Annotated in this window: 14 protein-coding genes and 2 tRNA genes; 6 read left to right on the top strand and 10 right to left on the bottom strand. The window is 67.2% G+C overall.

What is annotated here, in order from left to right; all coding sequences use genetic code 11:
• Positions 1-242: 242 nt before the first annotated feature.
• Together ACQKLX_RS12005 and ACQKLX_RS12000 are read left to right on the top strand one after the other, a co-directional pair.
• Positions 243-1868 (top strand): caspase family protein, encoded by a 1626-nt coding sequence (locus ACQKLX_RS12005; protein WP_427361804.1) that lies wholly within the window; start codon positions 243-245, stop codon positions 1866-1868.
• 162 nt (positions 1869-2030) lie between these two features.
• Positions 2031-2279 carry a hypothetical protein gene (locus ACQKLX_RS12000; protein ID WP_427361803.1) on the top strand — a complete coding sequence of 83 codons (249 nt, stop codon included), beginning with the start codon at positions 2031-2033 and terminating at the stop codon, positions 2277-2279.
• 175 nt (positions 2280-2454) lie between these two features.
• On the opposite strand, the gene ACQKLX_RS11995 is transcribed toward ACQKLX_RS12000, so the two are convergent.
• The 5 genes from ACQKLX_RS11995 to ACQKLX_RS11975 all read right to left on the bottom strand — a co-directional run bounded on the left by ACQKLX_RS11995 (position 2455) and on the right by ACQKLX_RS11975 (position 5079).
• Positions 2455-2531 (bottom strand) — tRNA-Arg (locus tag ACQKLX_RS11995).
• A gap of 50 nt (positions 2532-2581) precedes the next feature.
• Entirely contained in the window at positions 2582-2887 is a 306-nt protein-coding gene (locus tag ACQKLX_RS11990; RefSeq protein ID WP_326873943.1) for an ETC complex I subunit, read from the bottom strand.
• Between the two features lie 36 nt (positions 2888-2923).
• Positions 2924-3000, bottom strand: a tRNA-Pro gene (locus tag ACQKLX_RS11985).
• A 122-nt stretch (positions 3001-3122) separates the two neighbouring features.
• Positions 3123-4274, bottom strand: coding sequence for a M24 family metallopeptidase (locus ACQKLX_RS11980; RefSeq protein WP_427361802.1), 1152 nt, complete (start codon positions 4272-4274; stop codon positions 3123-3125).
• 10 nt (positions 4275-4284) lie between these two features.
• Positions 4285-5079: a transporter substrate-binding domain-containing protein gene (locus ACQKLX_RS11975; protein WP_427361801.1), complete on the bottom strand. Its 795-nt coding sequence runs from the start codon at positions 5077-5079 to the stop codon at positions 4285-4287.
• Between the two features lie 157 nt (positions 5080-5236).
• On the opposite strand from ACQKLX_RS11975, the gene ACQKLX_RS11970 reads away from it, so the two are divergent.
• Entirely contained in the window at positions 5237-5953 is a 717-nt protein-coding gene (locus ACQKLX_RS11970; protein WP_427361800.1) for an IclR family transcriptional regulator, read from the top strand.
• A gap of 24 nt (positions 5954-5977) precedes the next feature.
• Here the strand turns inward: ACQKLX_RS11970 and ACQKLX_RS11965 are convergent, their stop codons facing one another.
• Complete coding sequence (locus ACQKLX_RS11965) at positions 5978-6466, bottom strand: DUF192 domain-containing protein (protein ID WP_427361799.1); 489 nt, start codon at positions 6464-6466, stop codon at positions 5978-5980.
• 290 nt (positions 6467-6756) lie between these two features.
• Here ACQKLX_RS11965 and ACQKLX_RS11960 point away from each other — a divergent pair, with 290 nt between their 5' ends.
• The 3 genes from ACQKLX_RS11960 (at position 6757) to ACQKLX_RS11950 (ending at position 10254) form a co-directional block, all read left to right on the top strand.
• A complete protein-coding gene (locus ACQKLX_RS11960; RefSeq protein ID WP_427361798.1) occupies positions 6757-8661 on the top strand; it encodes a hypothetical protein in 1905 nt (634 codons plus the stop codon).
• A gap of 88 nt (positions 8662-8749) precedes the next feature.
• Positions 8750-9355 carry a CatB-related O-acetyltransferase gene (locus ACQKLX_RS11955; RefSeq protein WP_427361917.1) on the top strand — a complete coding sequence of 202 codons (606 nt, stop codon included), beginning with the start codon at positions 8750-8752 and terminating at the stop codon, positions 9353-9355.
• Between the two features lie 80 nt (positions 9356-9435).
• Positions 9436-10254 (top strand): class I SAM-dependent methyltransferase, encoded by an 819-nt coding sequence (locus ACQKLX_RS11950; RefSeq protein WP_427361797.1) that lies wholly within the window; start codon positions 9436-9438, stop codon positions 10252-10254.
• Here the strand turns inward: ACQKLX_RS11950 and ACQKLX_RS11945 are convergent.
• From ACQKLX_RS11945 to aspS, 4 genes are read right to left on the bottom strand one after another with little or no spacing between them, the layout of a single operon-like run.
• A complete protein-coding gene (locus tag ACQKLX_RS11945; RefSeq protein WP_427361796.1) occupies positions 10220-11143 on the bottom strand; it encodes a glycosyltransferase family 2 protein in 924 nt (307 codons plus the stop codon). The genes ACQKLX_RS11950 and ACQKLX_RS11945 overlap by 35 nt on opposite strands.
• Before the next feature lie 43 nt (positions 11144-11186).
• Entirely contained in the window at positions 11187-11486 is a 300-nt protein-coding gene (locus ACQKLX_RS11940) for a hypothetical protein (protein ID WP_427361795.1), read from the bottom strand.
• Positions 11487-11492: 6 nt separating this feature from the next.
• Entirely contained in the window at positions 11493-11864 is a 372-nt protein-coding gene (locus tag ACQKLX_RS11935; RefSeq protein WP_427361794.1) for a hypothetical protein, read from the bottom strand.
• A 6-nt stretch (positions 11865-11870) separates the two neighbouring features.
• Positions 11871-13649 carry an aspartate--tRNA ligase gene (gene aspS, locus ACQKLX_RS11930; protein WP_427361916.1) on the bottom strand — a complete coding sequence of 593 codons (1779 nt, stop codon included), beginning with the start codon at positions 13647-13649 and terminating at the stop codon, positions 11871-11873.
• Between the last annotated feature and the right edge of the window lie 7 nt (positions 13650-13656).

Here is a 13656-nt window from a genome sequence, read left to right as displayed (position 1 = left end):
GACGCCAGATCATCGAAGCTATCCAAGTTTGGCCGCGCGAGCCTTACTCGCGTCGCAATCCAGCCTACCCAAGCTCGCCAAAGCAGAATTTGCGGCCTAGTATCGGCGGTGTTCGTCTTCACAATAGCCTACCCTGCCTCGACCAATGTGGCAGCCGAGCCGAGGTGATCCAGGACGCGATGAGCAGGTGCCACCGTCATTCGAGATCGATCGCGGCTCGAATCCTCAGTATCCTTGCGCTGATGCTGGGCCTGATCGTGCCGGCGGCCGCAGCCCAACCGTCACGCATCCTCGACGACAATGCGGATTCGATCGCGGTGGTGATCGGCAACCGCGACTACAAGCAGACGACGCCGGTCGACTTCGCCCATAACGACGCCGAAGCGATCCGCGACTACCTCGTCCGCGGCCTGCGCTTCCGCGAGCAGAACGTCCTCCTCCTGAAGGACGCGACGCTCGGCGAGCTCACCCAGATGTTCGGCAGCGAGGCCAATCCGCAAGGCGGCCGGCTCTGGCGCAGCGTGACGGAGGGCCGCTCCAACGTCTTCGTCTATTATTCCGGCCATGGCGTGCCGGATCTCGCGACGCGCCAGCCCTTCCTGCTGCCACAGGACGGCAACCCGAACGCCAGCGAGAGTGGCTACGCGCTGCAGACGCTCTACCGGAACCTCGAACTGGTCCGGCAGAAAATCGGGGCGCAGCGCCAGCTGATCGTGATGATCGACGCCTGCTTCACCGGCGAAACCGGGCGCAAGGGCGAGAGCCTGCTCGCGGTCTCAGCGCCGGGCTTCACACCTGCCAGACCGCGCGGCGGCGGCGACATCGTCAAGCTGATCGCGACCTCCGGCGCCACGCCGGCGAACTGGGATGAAAACCAGAAGCTCGGTCTGTTCACCAGCCGCTTCCTGATGGGCGCTGCCGGCTTGGCGCAAGTCGACAACGACAAGCGGATCGGCTGGCCGGAGCTGCAAGCCTATGTCGTCAGCGAGGTCGAAGCGGCAGCGCGACGCGACAGCGGTCGCGAGCAGAAGCCCGAATTCGATACGGCCAGCCTGTCGCTGCCGATCGTCGCCCCGTCTGCTGCCATCCGCCGCAGCTTCGAGAGCGCCCAGGACGACGCACGCTGGCGCGCCGCGACGACGGACGGATCGCGCGAAGCACTGGAGCGCTATGTCGCACAATGCACGGGCCCCTGCACCTATCGACAGCAGGCGATGGACCGGCTGCTGCAGCGACAGCGCGATGCCGAGGCAACCAAGGACGACGAGAGCTGGCGGCGGTTCGGCGCCGAGGGCAAGTACCAGGCCTATCTCGACGCATGCAACCGGGTCTGCGCCTATCGCCAGCTTGCGCTCGGCTATCTCGGCAAGGCTCCTGCGGTAGCCGCCGAGCCGAAGGACGCGCAACCGAAGCCGCAGCCCCCTTCCCCGCAGCCGCCTGCCGAGACCAATGACCCGGCCCGCGCGCTCGCCGAGGCGAAGGCGGCGGGAACGGTCGCAGCGCTCGATCGCTTCCTCAAGGCCCACCCGAAAGGCAAGCTCGCGACCGAGGCGCGGGCCGCCCGGGCGACGCTGGTCAAACCGGCCAAACCCGCCCGCACCGCATACGAGCCGACAGCCGCCGAGATGCGCGATTTCAAGCCCACCGCAGCAGAGAAAGCGCGCTACACTCCGACCGCGGCGCAGATGGAAGTCTGGTCGCGGCGGTATCGCCCCGAATACGAACGCCGCGTGATGCGCGACGGCAAGGCTTCCGCGGACCAATGGCTGAAGCAGGCCGCGTTCGAGCTCGGACTGCGGAAAGCCCAGGAGGCCAAGCGCCAAACCCTGATCGACCGGCACAAGGCCCGGCAAGCGGCAGAGCGTTAGGACCTGGCACTCGCAGGCAAACGAAAGCCTCACATAGCCGATCGGATCGCCAACGCGAGCGACCCCAGCTCTTTTTTTTGCGCTCGGCCATCCCGTATTCGAAGGACGAAGCCGAGCGGATCACCGTCCATCCTTGCGTGCATCGCACGAAGGAGAGAAGCGATGAACCGCAGGCAATTTCTGATGGGATTGATCGGAGCGTCCGCCGCCTCGGTGGCGCTCGTCGAGGCGGCCCGGGCGGCTGCGCTGTCCGAAGCGGCCGAAGCCTTTCCGAACCCGGCCGCCTTGTCCGAGACCGATGCGGAGTATTCGATCCTGATGCGAGCCATGGTCCGCAGAGGCATGTTCCCCGCGCCCGGCCGCAAATGGCGGCGCAAGCCCCGCATCGGCCGGCGTTATTACCGGCGCTGAGCGAGGCCCCGGCCGGGCTGAGAACGCCATCCCCAAATCATGGGCAACCGCCTTTCGGCAGCGGCGGGAAACGTAGCAGTCTTTGGAAGGACGTGGGGGCCGCGAGCGTGGTGATGGCCACGCCGTCACTGATGACCGCTCTCGAACATCGAGAGCGACTCAACAGGCAGAGGAATGGCGAGCCCGACAGGATTCGAACCTGTGACCAGCAGCTTAGAAGGCTGCTGCTCTATCCAGCTGAGCTACGGGCCCTTTAAGAAATAAGAAAAGGGCGGACTTGGTATCCGCCGTTCACTTGAACTTCAATGCGTCCACTGGCCGACGCGGTTGAACTTGAAATTGTCCGAGTAGGCCATGCCACGGCGCTTGGGCGCGTGCGGCTGCTCCAGGCGATAGGCGATGCCGTTGCGCGTCGCATAGGCGACGGCCTCCTCGGCCGTGTCGAACCAGAGCCGGAGCTGGCTCTTCATGTCGCCCGACGAGGTCCAGCCCATCAGCGGCTCGATCTCGCGCGGTCGCTCGGGCTCGTATTCCAGCAACCAGCGGCCGGTCTTGGCCGTGCCGGACTGCATCGCGTTGCGGGCCGGCGAATAGATGCGTGCCGTCATGCTTCCCCTCGCCTTCCGGCAAAGCCCTGTCGAAATTGGTCGGGGCACCAGGATTCGAACCTGGGACCCTCTGCTCCCAAAGCAGATGCGCTACCGGGCTGCGCTATACCCCGAACATCCTGCAAGTGCATGGAATCACTTGCCGAACTGCCGCAACACCTCGACGAGGCGAAGCGACGCGCTACGCCATAGCATCGAACTCGCAGGATGGGAACAGCTCGTCGCGCCGCAAAGCCTAGACGATCATGAGATCGCGCGCGCTCCGTGTCAGCAATTCACAGCCGTCGCGGGTGACGAGGACGTTGTCGATGATGCGTGCCCCCAGCCCCTCCTCATGGAGGAAGACCGGCGGCTCGACGCTGACGACCATGCCGGCGCGCAGCGTGTAGCGGCTGCCGCCGATCATGTGCATCGGCTCGCCCCAGCTCGGCGGGAAGCCGGGCGCCAGCCCGTAGCCTGAGGTGTGGACGCGGCCATGTTCGAGACCGGCCTCGCCGATCACGCGCTTGGCCGCCTCGTGTGGGGCGGTTGCGGGGGCACCATCGCGAATCTCGGCGATGGAGGCATCGCAGGCACGACGGACGATCTCGTAGAGCTCGCGCATTCTGGCGGTCGGCTGGCCAAGGCAGAATTGCCGGCCGAGCGTCGCGGTATAGCGCCGGAAGGTCGCGCCATATTCGACGCTGCCATAATCGCCGGGCCGCAGCCGGCGTTCGGTCGGCGCGCCGTGGCTGTAGCAGGAGCGCTCGCCGGAGACGAGGTTGATCGGGCTCGCTGCGAGGCCGCTGCCGCGAGCCAACAGCGCGCCGTAGACCTCGCCGGCGACCTCCAACTCGCTGCGGCCGGGGCGCAACGCCGCGCCGAAGATGGTCAACGTCTCGTCCGCGATCGCCGCCGCCCGCCTGATGTAGCCGAGCTCGGCCGGCGATTTCACCAGGCTGAGATCATGGATAAAATTGGTCGCCTCGACGAAGGCCGAGCCGAAGAGGTCGCGGACCGCGATGTGGTGATGTGGGTGCAGGTAGTAGGCCGGCACCTCGACGCCGACGCGCCCCACCAGCAGGCCGAGCTCGTCGGCAAGACCGGCGAATCGCGGCAGCGGGTCCTCGTTCTCGCCGCCGCCGAAGGTCTCCAGCCGGTCGACCAGCGCATCGTCCAGTATCTCGGCGCGCTCACCCTCGCGCGCCATCATCGTCAGCGGCCCATCCGCTGCGGGGACCAGCAGGCACTGGAATTCCTGATAGCTCTTGGCGTCCGATCCGGTCAGCCAGCGGATCGAGACGGGGTGGAAGAGCACGAGCCAGTCCAGCCCCTGCTCCGCCATCGCACGCCGGACGTGGGCGCGGCGTTCGGCGAACTCGTCCGCTGCGAAGTCGTGCCTCGACATCGCCCCGCCTTCAGAGCGCCGGCAGCGGCTGCATCGGCCCGCCCAGCCACTTCTTGTGGAGCTCGTCGAGATCGCCGTTCAGCGTGCTCTGGAAGATCAGCGTGTCGAGCCAGCGCAGCAGGTCATGTTCGCCGCGCCGGATGGTGATGTGAGCCGGGGCACGGCGCAGCGCGAACTTGAAATCGAACTCCTTGGTGGGGTTCTGCTTGGCGAGCTCGACCACGACGACACTGTTGGCGGCGAGCAATTGCGCATGGCCGGAGAGATAGGCCTGCACGGCTGTCGCATTGTCCTCGGTGCGCATGATCTCGGCGGAGGGAGCCAATGCCGACAGGACGAGGTCCTCGGTCGTGCCCTTGGCGACGGCGATGCGGTTCTTGGCGAGATCGGCGCCCGACTTCACCGCCAGCGCCTTGGCGCCGTAGACGGCGAGCGAGGTGTCGGCATAGGGCGCGCTGAACATCACCTGGCGCGCCCGTTCGGCGGTGATCGACATCGCCGCGATGTTCATGTCGGACTTGTCGGTGAGCAGGAACGGAATGCGGCTCGCCGCCGGCACCGGCACGAGCTCCAGCTTCACCCCGAGCGACTTGGCGACGAGCTTGGCCATGTCGACATCGAAGCCTTCGAGCTCGCGATTGGCGTTCATCATGCCGAAGGGCGGCACGTCGGCGAAGACGGTGATGCGCACCACGCCCTTGGACAGGATGTCGCTGAGCTTGTCGGCATGGGCTTCGAGGCTGGCGACCAGCCCCACGAACAGGCCAAGGGCGGCAAACAACGTCGATCTGAAACCGCGTGCCATGATGCTCCCCCGATATGTCGTTGGCGCCGGTCGCTTCTGCGACCGGGTGGCCCTGTCGCACCCGCTCTCCCGACCGGCACAACGATGACCTAGCGGAATGCTATCGGTTTCGTATATGCAGTCAAGCTTCGCTAATAAATCAAACCGGAGACGTCAGATGACGCCCGAACCCGCTGCCGGTGCCCCCGCCCGCCCCTATCCGGCGCCCGCTCTGGAAAAAGGCCTGGAGATCATCGAGTTGCTGGCGATGGCCCAGACGCCGCTTTCGGCGCGCGCGATCGCAGAGCGCCTGGGCCGCTCGAAGAACGAGATCTTCCGGATGCTGTTCGTGCTGATCGAGCGCGGCTATCTCGACCGCGATCCGGTTACCGACGAGATCGCGCTCAGCAACCGGCTCTTCGAGCTCGGCATGCGGGTGCCGCGCGCCCGCGACCTGGTCGAGGTGGCGACGCCCGCGCTCGAAGCGCTGAGCGAACGAATCGGCCAATCCTCCCATCTGGTCGTGCTGAGCAAAGGCGAGACCGTGGTCATCGTCAGCGCCGCCGGACCGGGCGACATCAATTTCACGTTGAGACTGGGCTATCGCCGGCCCGCCGCCGCCTCGACCTCCGGCCAGGTCATCCTTGCCTTCCGCGACGGCGCCGCTTCCGATCCCGCCCTGGCGGCGATCGCGGCGGACGGCTTCCTGATCGCCGACAGCCACGACGTCGTCGGCGTGACCGACATCAGCGCACCGATCCTCGACCGCAAGAGCCAGCCGATCGCGAGCATCGTCGTGCCCTATCTCAACCGGCGCGAGGCCCGCCCGCAGCATCGCGAGGCGCTGACGGCGCTGCTCGCCACTTGCCGCGACATCGCTGCAGAACTGGGTTGAGCCGAAGGCCCAGGCCGACCCGGTTCAACGCTTGAACAGCGGATGCTCGATCTTGTCGCCCGGCTTGATGCCGAGTTTTTCGGCGATACCGGCATTGAGCTCCAGCACCGAGAGCACCGGCTCGCCGGAGGGAATCGTCCGGGTCGAGAGCGGCTCGGCCCGCTCGGCGATGCGGGCGACCGTGCCGTCGGCGCGGATGAACAGCATGTCGAGCGAGATGTAGGTGTTCTGCATCCACATCGCGACCGGCTCGACCTGCTTGAAGTCGAAGAGCATGCCGCGATCGACCGGCATGAACTGGCGGTGCATCAGCCCCCGCGCCCTCTGGTCCGGCGTGCGCATGACCTCGACCTGAAAGGCATGGCGGCCCGATGACGTGACGATGGTGAGCGGTTCCAGGCCCGAGGACGCCGGCGCGTTCTGCGCTTGGACGGCCGTGGGCAGCATGGCGAAGGTGCCGACGACCAGCGCGACGGCGAGAACACCCCGCCGCAAACATTCCACAACAGACATCATCGCGATCGCGCCTCACGCCCGACAGGCCACCTTGGACGCAAGCCTTGCCGCGGCCTCGTGGCGGTTCTGCGGCCAATGGCACGAAGCGGTGCCGTTTCGTCAAGCATTTCACCGAACTCCCAAGGGCCCCATCTTTCTTTCGTCATCGCCTTGCGGCAGGGTCTGCGCCGACTTTCAGTCAGGGACGGATCGGCTGCTGCGTCAGCGAATCCGTCTCTGACGCCGACAATCGGAGCTTGGCCCGGACTATGCGCTCTCGGGCTTCGACGACGCTTCAGGAGACCATCATGACGATTTCGCTCGGCCGACGCCTCGCCAGCTCCCGGCCGCTGTCTGCGGCGGGGCTTTTGCTGCTCCTTCTGGCGGGACCTGCCTCCGCCGACGACTTCCAGCTCGACAATCTGAAGCTCGATTTCGGCAAGTTCGTCCTGTCGATCCCGAAGCTCGACGTGAAGGGCGCCCCGCTCGACCGCGAGAGCTTCCGGGCGCTCCTGATGTCGAGCACGAGCGGCGCCCCGGCGGGCGGCGTAGCGGGTGCCATCGCCGGCGCGAGCCAGGCGGTCCAGCCCGGCGAGAGCGCGATCGCCCGTCTCGGCAAGCTCAACGCCGCCGAGATCAGCGCGCCGACCCTGGTGATGGAGCAGACCTTCGGCCCGCAGAAGCAGGTCACGACCTATCGCAACATCAAATTCTCCGACATCCGCGAAGGCCGGATCGGACGCGGCGAATCGAGCGACGGCACGATCAAGGTCGAAGGCGCCGCCACCGGCCCGATGAACGGCGAGATCAAGCGCACCAGCTTCGAAGTGCTGGACCTGATGCAGATCGCGCGCGTCTTCGGCGAGAAGGCGAAATCCGGCGAGACCACCCCACTTCAGCCGATCCTCGGCAAGATCGACCAGGACGGCTACGTCCTCGACCTCGGCGAGCAGGGCAAGATCACCGCCGGCAAAGCCTCGATGCGCGGTTTCAAGGCGCGCGTCGCCTCCGAGCCGATGGGCGAGCTCCTCGCCCGGATCGCCGAGCTGAGCGATGAGTCGGAGAAGGCGGCGCGCAACCTCAACAGCAAGGAAGACCCGGCGATCAGCGAGGCACGCGACCGCAAGCTGCTCGTCGCCATGGCCGAGCTTTTCGACGCCGTCGACTATGGCAGCGGCGAGATCCGCGACATCGTGATGTCGCTGAAGACGCCGCCCAAGCCCGGCGCCAAACCCGAACCGGTCGACATGCGCTTCTCGCGCATCGCCTTCGGCGAGGACGCGCCCGAGAAGTCGGGCGTCGCCATCGAGGGGCTGCAGTTCGAGGGCGGCGGCGCCAAGGGCGTGGTCGGCCTGATCGGCTATTCCGGCTTCTCGCTGGAAGGCGTCATCCGCGAGGTCAAGGCCGTCGCCGCTTCGGCGGTCGACATCAAGACGCTCGACTTCCGCCGCTTCATCCCGAAGCTCGGCACGGTCAAGATGAGCGGCGTGCAGATGACAGTCCCGCAGGAGGGCAAGCGCGGCCGCCCGGCCGGCCCGCCGATGCAGGTCGGCCTCGGCAGCTTCGAACTCAAGGCCGGCGAGCAGCTCAACGGCATCCCGACCGACATGACGCTGACGCTCGACAAGATCACCTTCCCGATCATCGAGAGCGCCGACAACCCCGCCGCCAAGGACCTGCTGGCGATGGGCTATCGCAATATCGACCTGTCGGCGAAGCTCTCCCTCGCCTGGCAGGAGGCGAGCAAGGAGTTCGCGATCCGCACGCTCTCGCTCGGCGGCGCCGGCATGGCCAAGCTCGACGCCACCGGCACGCTCGGCAATATCGGCAAGGAGGTCTTCACCGGAGACCTCGCTTTGGCGCAGGTCGCGCTGCTCGGCGCCACCGCCAAGAACGTCGAGCTGAAGCTGCAGAATCTCGGTCTCGCCGAGAAGCTGATCGAGAACGAGGCGAAGAAGTCGAAGCGCAAGGTCGAGGACGTCCGGCGCGAATATGGGATGATGGCCAGCCTCGGCCTCGCCGCCATCCTCGGTCCGTCGGACGGCGCCAAGACTCTGGCGAACGCGGTCGCCCGCTTCGTCGCCAAGCCCGGCACGCTGACCGTCAAGGCCACGGCCAAGACACCGAGCGGCCTCGGCCTCGCCGACGTGATCGCGCTTGGCGAGCCGACGGAAATCTTCGAGAAGATCGACGTCAACGCCATAGCGGAGTGAGGTTGCCGCATTGAGTTCGTCGAATTCGCCAGCCCCGGACGCCGATTGGCGTCCGGGTGCCCTTGCTGTCTGGTGGGCCGGTCTCCCGATCGGCCCACGCAGCTTTCTGCGGCGCTGGTTCAACCCGCACAACCAGACCCGTCTCTATCTCGCCGACCTGATCGCGCGCCGGCCGGGCCAGATCATTGTCGGCGCCTATACCTATGGCCGGCCGAAGGTGCGCTTTGCGGTCAGCGGCTCGAATCTCTCGATCGGCCGCTATGGCTCGATCGCGGACGGGGTCGAGATCATGCTAGGCGGCAATCACCGCACCGAATGGGTGACGACCTACCCCTTCCCCGCCTTGCCCCGCCTCTGGCCGGAATCCGTCGGCCTCGACGGCAGCCATGTCTCGCGCGGCGACACCGTCATCGGCCATGACGTCTGGCTCGGCTCGCAGGCGATGATTCTGTCCGGCGTCACCATCGGCCATGGCGCGGTGGTGGCGGCCCGCGCAGTGGTGACCAAGGATGTGCCGCCCTATGCGATCGTCGCCGGCAATCCGGCCCGCGTGGTGCGCTACCGGATGAGCGAAGAGCGCATCGCCGCGCTGCTGCGCAGCGAATGGTGGCTGCTGCCGGAAGCCGAGGTCCGGCGCCTCATTCCGACGCTCCTGTCGGAGCGGATCGAGGATCTGCCGGGCGCGGCGCCGTAAAATCCGCTGGAGAAGGCCGGACGCCTCGGCTAGAGGCTACCGAGCTTCCAAGCAACACCTCTCCCGATCTGGACGGTTTCATGCACGCTTCCGCGAACGACAAGGCGCGGGTCTTCCGCAAGGCCTATCTCGCCGATGTCGAGACGACCCCTCTCACCGTGCTCGATGTCGGTTCCGCCATCGTCGACGGCCAGTCGCTGTCCAATCGGAACGTGATGGGCAATCCGGCCTGGACGCTGGTCGGCATGGACATCGAGCCGGGGCTGAACGTCGACGTCGCCGTCGCCGACCCCTACGACTGGAAGGAGATCGCCACCGGCTCCGTCGACGTCGTCACCTGTTCCGAGGTCTTCGAGCACGCCGAGTATTTCTGGATCACCATCCTGGAGATCTCCCGCGTGCTGAAGGGCAATGGCCTCGCCTTCATTACCTCACCCGGCGGCGGGCCGCGCCATCGCTTCCCGGTCGATTGCTGGCGCTTCTATGACGACGCCTTCCCGGCGCTCGCCCGCTATGCCGGGCTGAACCTGCTCGAGGCGCAGGTGCAATGGGTGCCGGCCTATCGCAAGGGCATCCAGTGGCGCGATTCGAGCGCGGTGATGCAGAAGCCGGTGCTCGACGCCGGCCAGAGCCGCCTCGACGCGGCGCGGATCGCGATCGGCAAGAGCCTGCGCGGGTCCGAGCCGGCCCTGGCCGAGATCAACGCCGCCGGCCTCGCCGATGCGCCGGTCCCACTCAGCCCGATCCCGGCCCAGACCGGCAAGGCAGCTTTTGCGGCGCGCGAGGCGGAACTGCTGGCCGGGTCGAGCACCTTCATGCGCAAGGGCCGGCTCGTCATGCGTCAGCTGCGCGAGATCCGGCGGATCATCGCGACGCCGATGAAGGACCTGCATCTCTGAGCAGCGGCTGCTCGCTCAGCCCTTGCCGCACCAGCGCGCTGCGGCCGGCGCGGCCGGCGAGTGCGCCCAGGGCTGAACCGGCATGGGCGTACATCTTCTCCTGATTCAAGATCAGGCCGTAACCCACTGCCTTGGCGAGGTTTTCTGCGACCTTACCGAGACCGGGAAACGGCAGCCCCCATTTGCGCGCAACGTGGTATTGCGACCAGGCAAGATGCCAACGCGCCGTGAAACGGCGCTGCGGCGACGGCGCGCTCGACTTGCCGCGGGCGTGGCGGGCATTCGCCGCATCGACATGAACCAGCGCATGGCCGGCCTCACGCAGGCGGCGGCAGAGATCGTCATCCTCGTAGAACAGGAAGATCGCCGGATCGAAACCGCCGAGCGCCAGGAAGACCTCGCGCCGCAGCAACAGACAAGCGCCCGACAGGAAGGGCAAGCAGGCATCCCCTTCCGGCAGGACGATCCGGCGCGCCCGGTTGAGATGACCCGGCGAGAGCAGCGAGCGCGGCTGCAGGAAGACACGGCCTGACGGCTCGACCAGGCGCGGGGCGAAGGCGGCCGCGTCGGGATAGGCCTCCGCCGCCGCCAGCAGGGCCGCGACCGCGCCGGGCTGGACTTCGAGATCGGGGTTGACGATCAGGACGAAGGGCGTCGCCGCCGCCCATGCGCCCTGGTTGTTGGCCCGGCCATAGCCCTCATTGCGCTCGTTGCGCAGGACTCGGGCTCCGTGCCGCTCCGCGACCTCGGCCGAGGCGTCGCCGCTGGCATTGTCGACGACGATCGCGCCGACCCCTTCGCCGGCCAGTGCCGACAAGCAGGCCGGCAGCACCTGCGCGCTGTCGAAGCTGACGACGACGGCGGTGACATCTGCGGAAGAATGGCTCATGGCCTGCTTCTGCGCGAGATGAGCCGCTTTCGGCAAGGGCCGATCAGCGCCGCGCTCCGAGACGCAGCTCCTGCTGGAGCCGTTCGCGCTCCTGCGCCTCGCAGCGACGGGGCGCATTGTAGGACTTCACCGCATAGCTCGCATTGGCGGTGACGAAGCGGCCGCGCTGCTCGGCGGGCAGGCGCGCGATGATGCCGCCGCGATCGACCCGTAGCCCGCAATCATAGGCGCGCGAAACCTGCGCGGCCGTGAATTCGGGCGTGCCGGGCACAGGCCCTGCGGCGACGCAGCCGGCGAGGCTCGCAGCCGCAAGTGCGGCAAGGCAGAGCTTCAGGGCAGTCATCGATGCTCAGAGCGCCTCGAAGCGGCCAGCGCGGACATCCTGCATCTTGCCCCGCAATGTCGCCCGCTCCTCGGCGGTGCAAGGCTGCGGGCGGATGTCCTGGTTGATCGTCTCGGCTTCGGAGACCGAGATATAGGCCGAGCGGGCCGCCGCGAGCTGATCGTCGCTCGCCCCGCGTGCCTTCTCGGCGGCGAGGAAGCGGTCCAGCGTGGTGCGCTGCGGCGAGCCGGCCTTGCAGGCGATGGCGCGCGACACCGTCGTGGCCAGCAGGGAGGCGCGCCCGGCGGCGGTATCGGCATGGCCGGCGACACAGGCACCGAGCGGCAGCACGACGAAGCAGACGAGCAACAAGGCTCGCCCGGCAGGCAGGAAGGCCATGGTCGCTCAGCCTTCCTTTTCGGGCAGGTTGACGCGCAGATGCGCCTCGCGCAGCTGCTTCGGGCTCGCAGGCGACGGCGCGCCCATCAAAAGGTCGACAGCCTGCTGGTTCATCGGGAACAGCGCGACCTCGCGCAGGTTCGTCGCGCCGGCGAGCAGCATGATGATGCGGTCGACGCCGGCGGCCATGCCGCCATGCGGCGGCGCGCCGTACTGGAAGGCGCGGTACATGCCGCCGAAGCGCTCGATCACCGTCTCCTCGCCATAGCCGGCGATCTCGAAGGCCTTCACCATCGCTTCGGGGCGATGGTTGCGGATGCCCCCGGAAGCGAGCTCGTAGCCGTTGCAGGCGATGTCGTACTGGAAGGCCTTGATCGCCAGCGGATCGTCTTCCATCAGCGACTTCAGGCCGCCCTGAGGCATCGAGAACGGGTTGTGCGAGAAGTCGACCTTCTTCTCGTCCTCGTTGTACTCGAACATCGGGAAGTCGACGATCCAGGCGAAGGCGAAGGCGTTCTCGTCGATCAGCCCGAGCTCGGAACCGACCTTGTTGCGGGCGCTGCCAGCGAACTTGTAGAACTTGTCGGGATCGCCCGCGACGAAGAAGCAGGCGTCACCGGCATTCAGGCCCATCTGGGCGACGATCGCCGCGACACGCTCGGGGCCGATGTTGTTGGCGATCGGGCCCTGCCCCTCGCCGCCTTCCTTGACCATCAGGTAGCCGAGGCCCGGCTGCCCCTCGCCCTGCGCCCAGGAGTTCATCCGGTCGCAGAAGGCACGGCTGCCACCGCCCGGCGCGGGAATCGCCCAGACGCGGTTCTTCTCGCCCTCGAGGATACGGGCGAAGACCTTGAAGCCCGAGCCGCGGAAATGCTCGGAGACGTCCTGCATCTCGATCGGGTTGCGCAGGTCCGGCTTGTCCGAGCCATACTTCCGAAGCGCTTCGGCATAGGGGATGCGCGGCCAGTTCTTGGTGACGGACTTGCCCTCGCCGAATTCCTCGAAGACGCCGGCGATCACCGGCTCCATCGTGGCGAACACGTCCTCCTGCTCGACGAAGCTCATCTCGACGTCGAGCTGGTAGAACTCGCCCGGCAGGCGGTCGGCGCGCGGATCCTCGTCGCGGAAGCAGGGCGCGATCTGGAAGTAGCGGTCGAAGCCCGCCATCATCAGGAGCTGCTTGTACTGCTGCGGCGCCTGCGGCAGGGCGTAGAACTTGCCCGGATGCAGGCGGCTCGGCACCAGGAAGTCGCGCGCGCCTTCGGGGCTCGACGCAGTCAGGATCGGCGTCTGGAACTCGGAGAAGCCGGAGGCCTGCATGCGCCGGCGCAGCGAGTCGATCACCTTGGTGCGCAGCATGATGTTGCTGTGCAGCTTGTCGCGGCGCAGGTCGAGGAAGCGGTATTTGAGGCGGGTATCCTCGGGATATTCGAGATCGCCGAAGACCGGCAGCGGCAGCTCGGCCGATGGCCCCAGCACTTCGAGCGCGGTGGCGAAGACCTCGACTGCGCCCGTGGCAAGATTGGCGTTCTCGGTGCCGGCGAGGCGCGGCTTGACCTTGCCGTCGATGCGGATGACCCATTCGGAGCGCGCCTTCTCGGCATCGGCAAAGGCCGGCGAGTCCGGATCGACCACGACCTGGGTCAGGCCGTAATGGTCGCGCAGGTCGATGAAGAGCACGCCGCCATGGTCGCGGATGCGATGGCACCAGCCGGAGAGGCGCACGGAGGCGCCGATGTCGCTCTCGCGGAGCGCGCCACAGGTGTGGGAACGGTAGCGGTGCAAGGTCACG

Origin of the sequence: Allobosea sp. NPDC003192, assembly GCF_050275675.1 — a bacterium.
GTDB lineage: Bacteria > Pseudomonadota > Alphaproteobacteria > Rhizobiales > Beijerinckiaceae > Allobosea.
The sequence above is the reverse complement of the archived record's forward strand: the minus strand, read 5'-3'. Positions and strand labels throughout refer to the sequence as shown.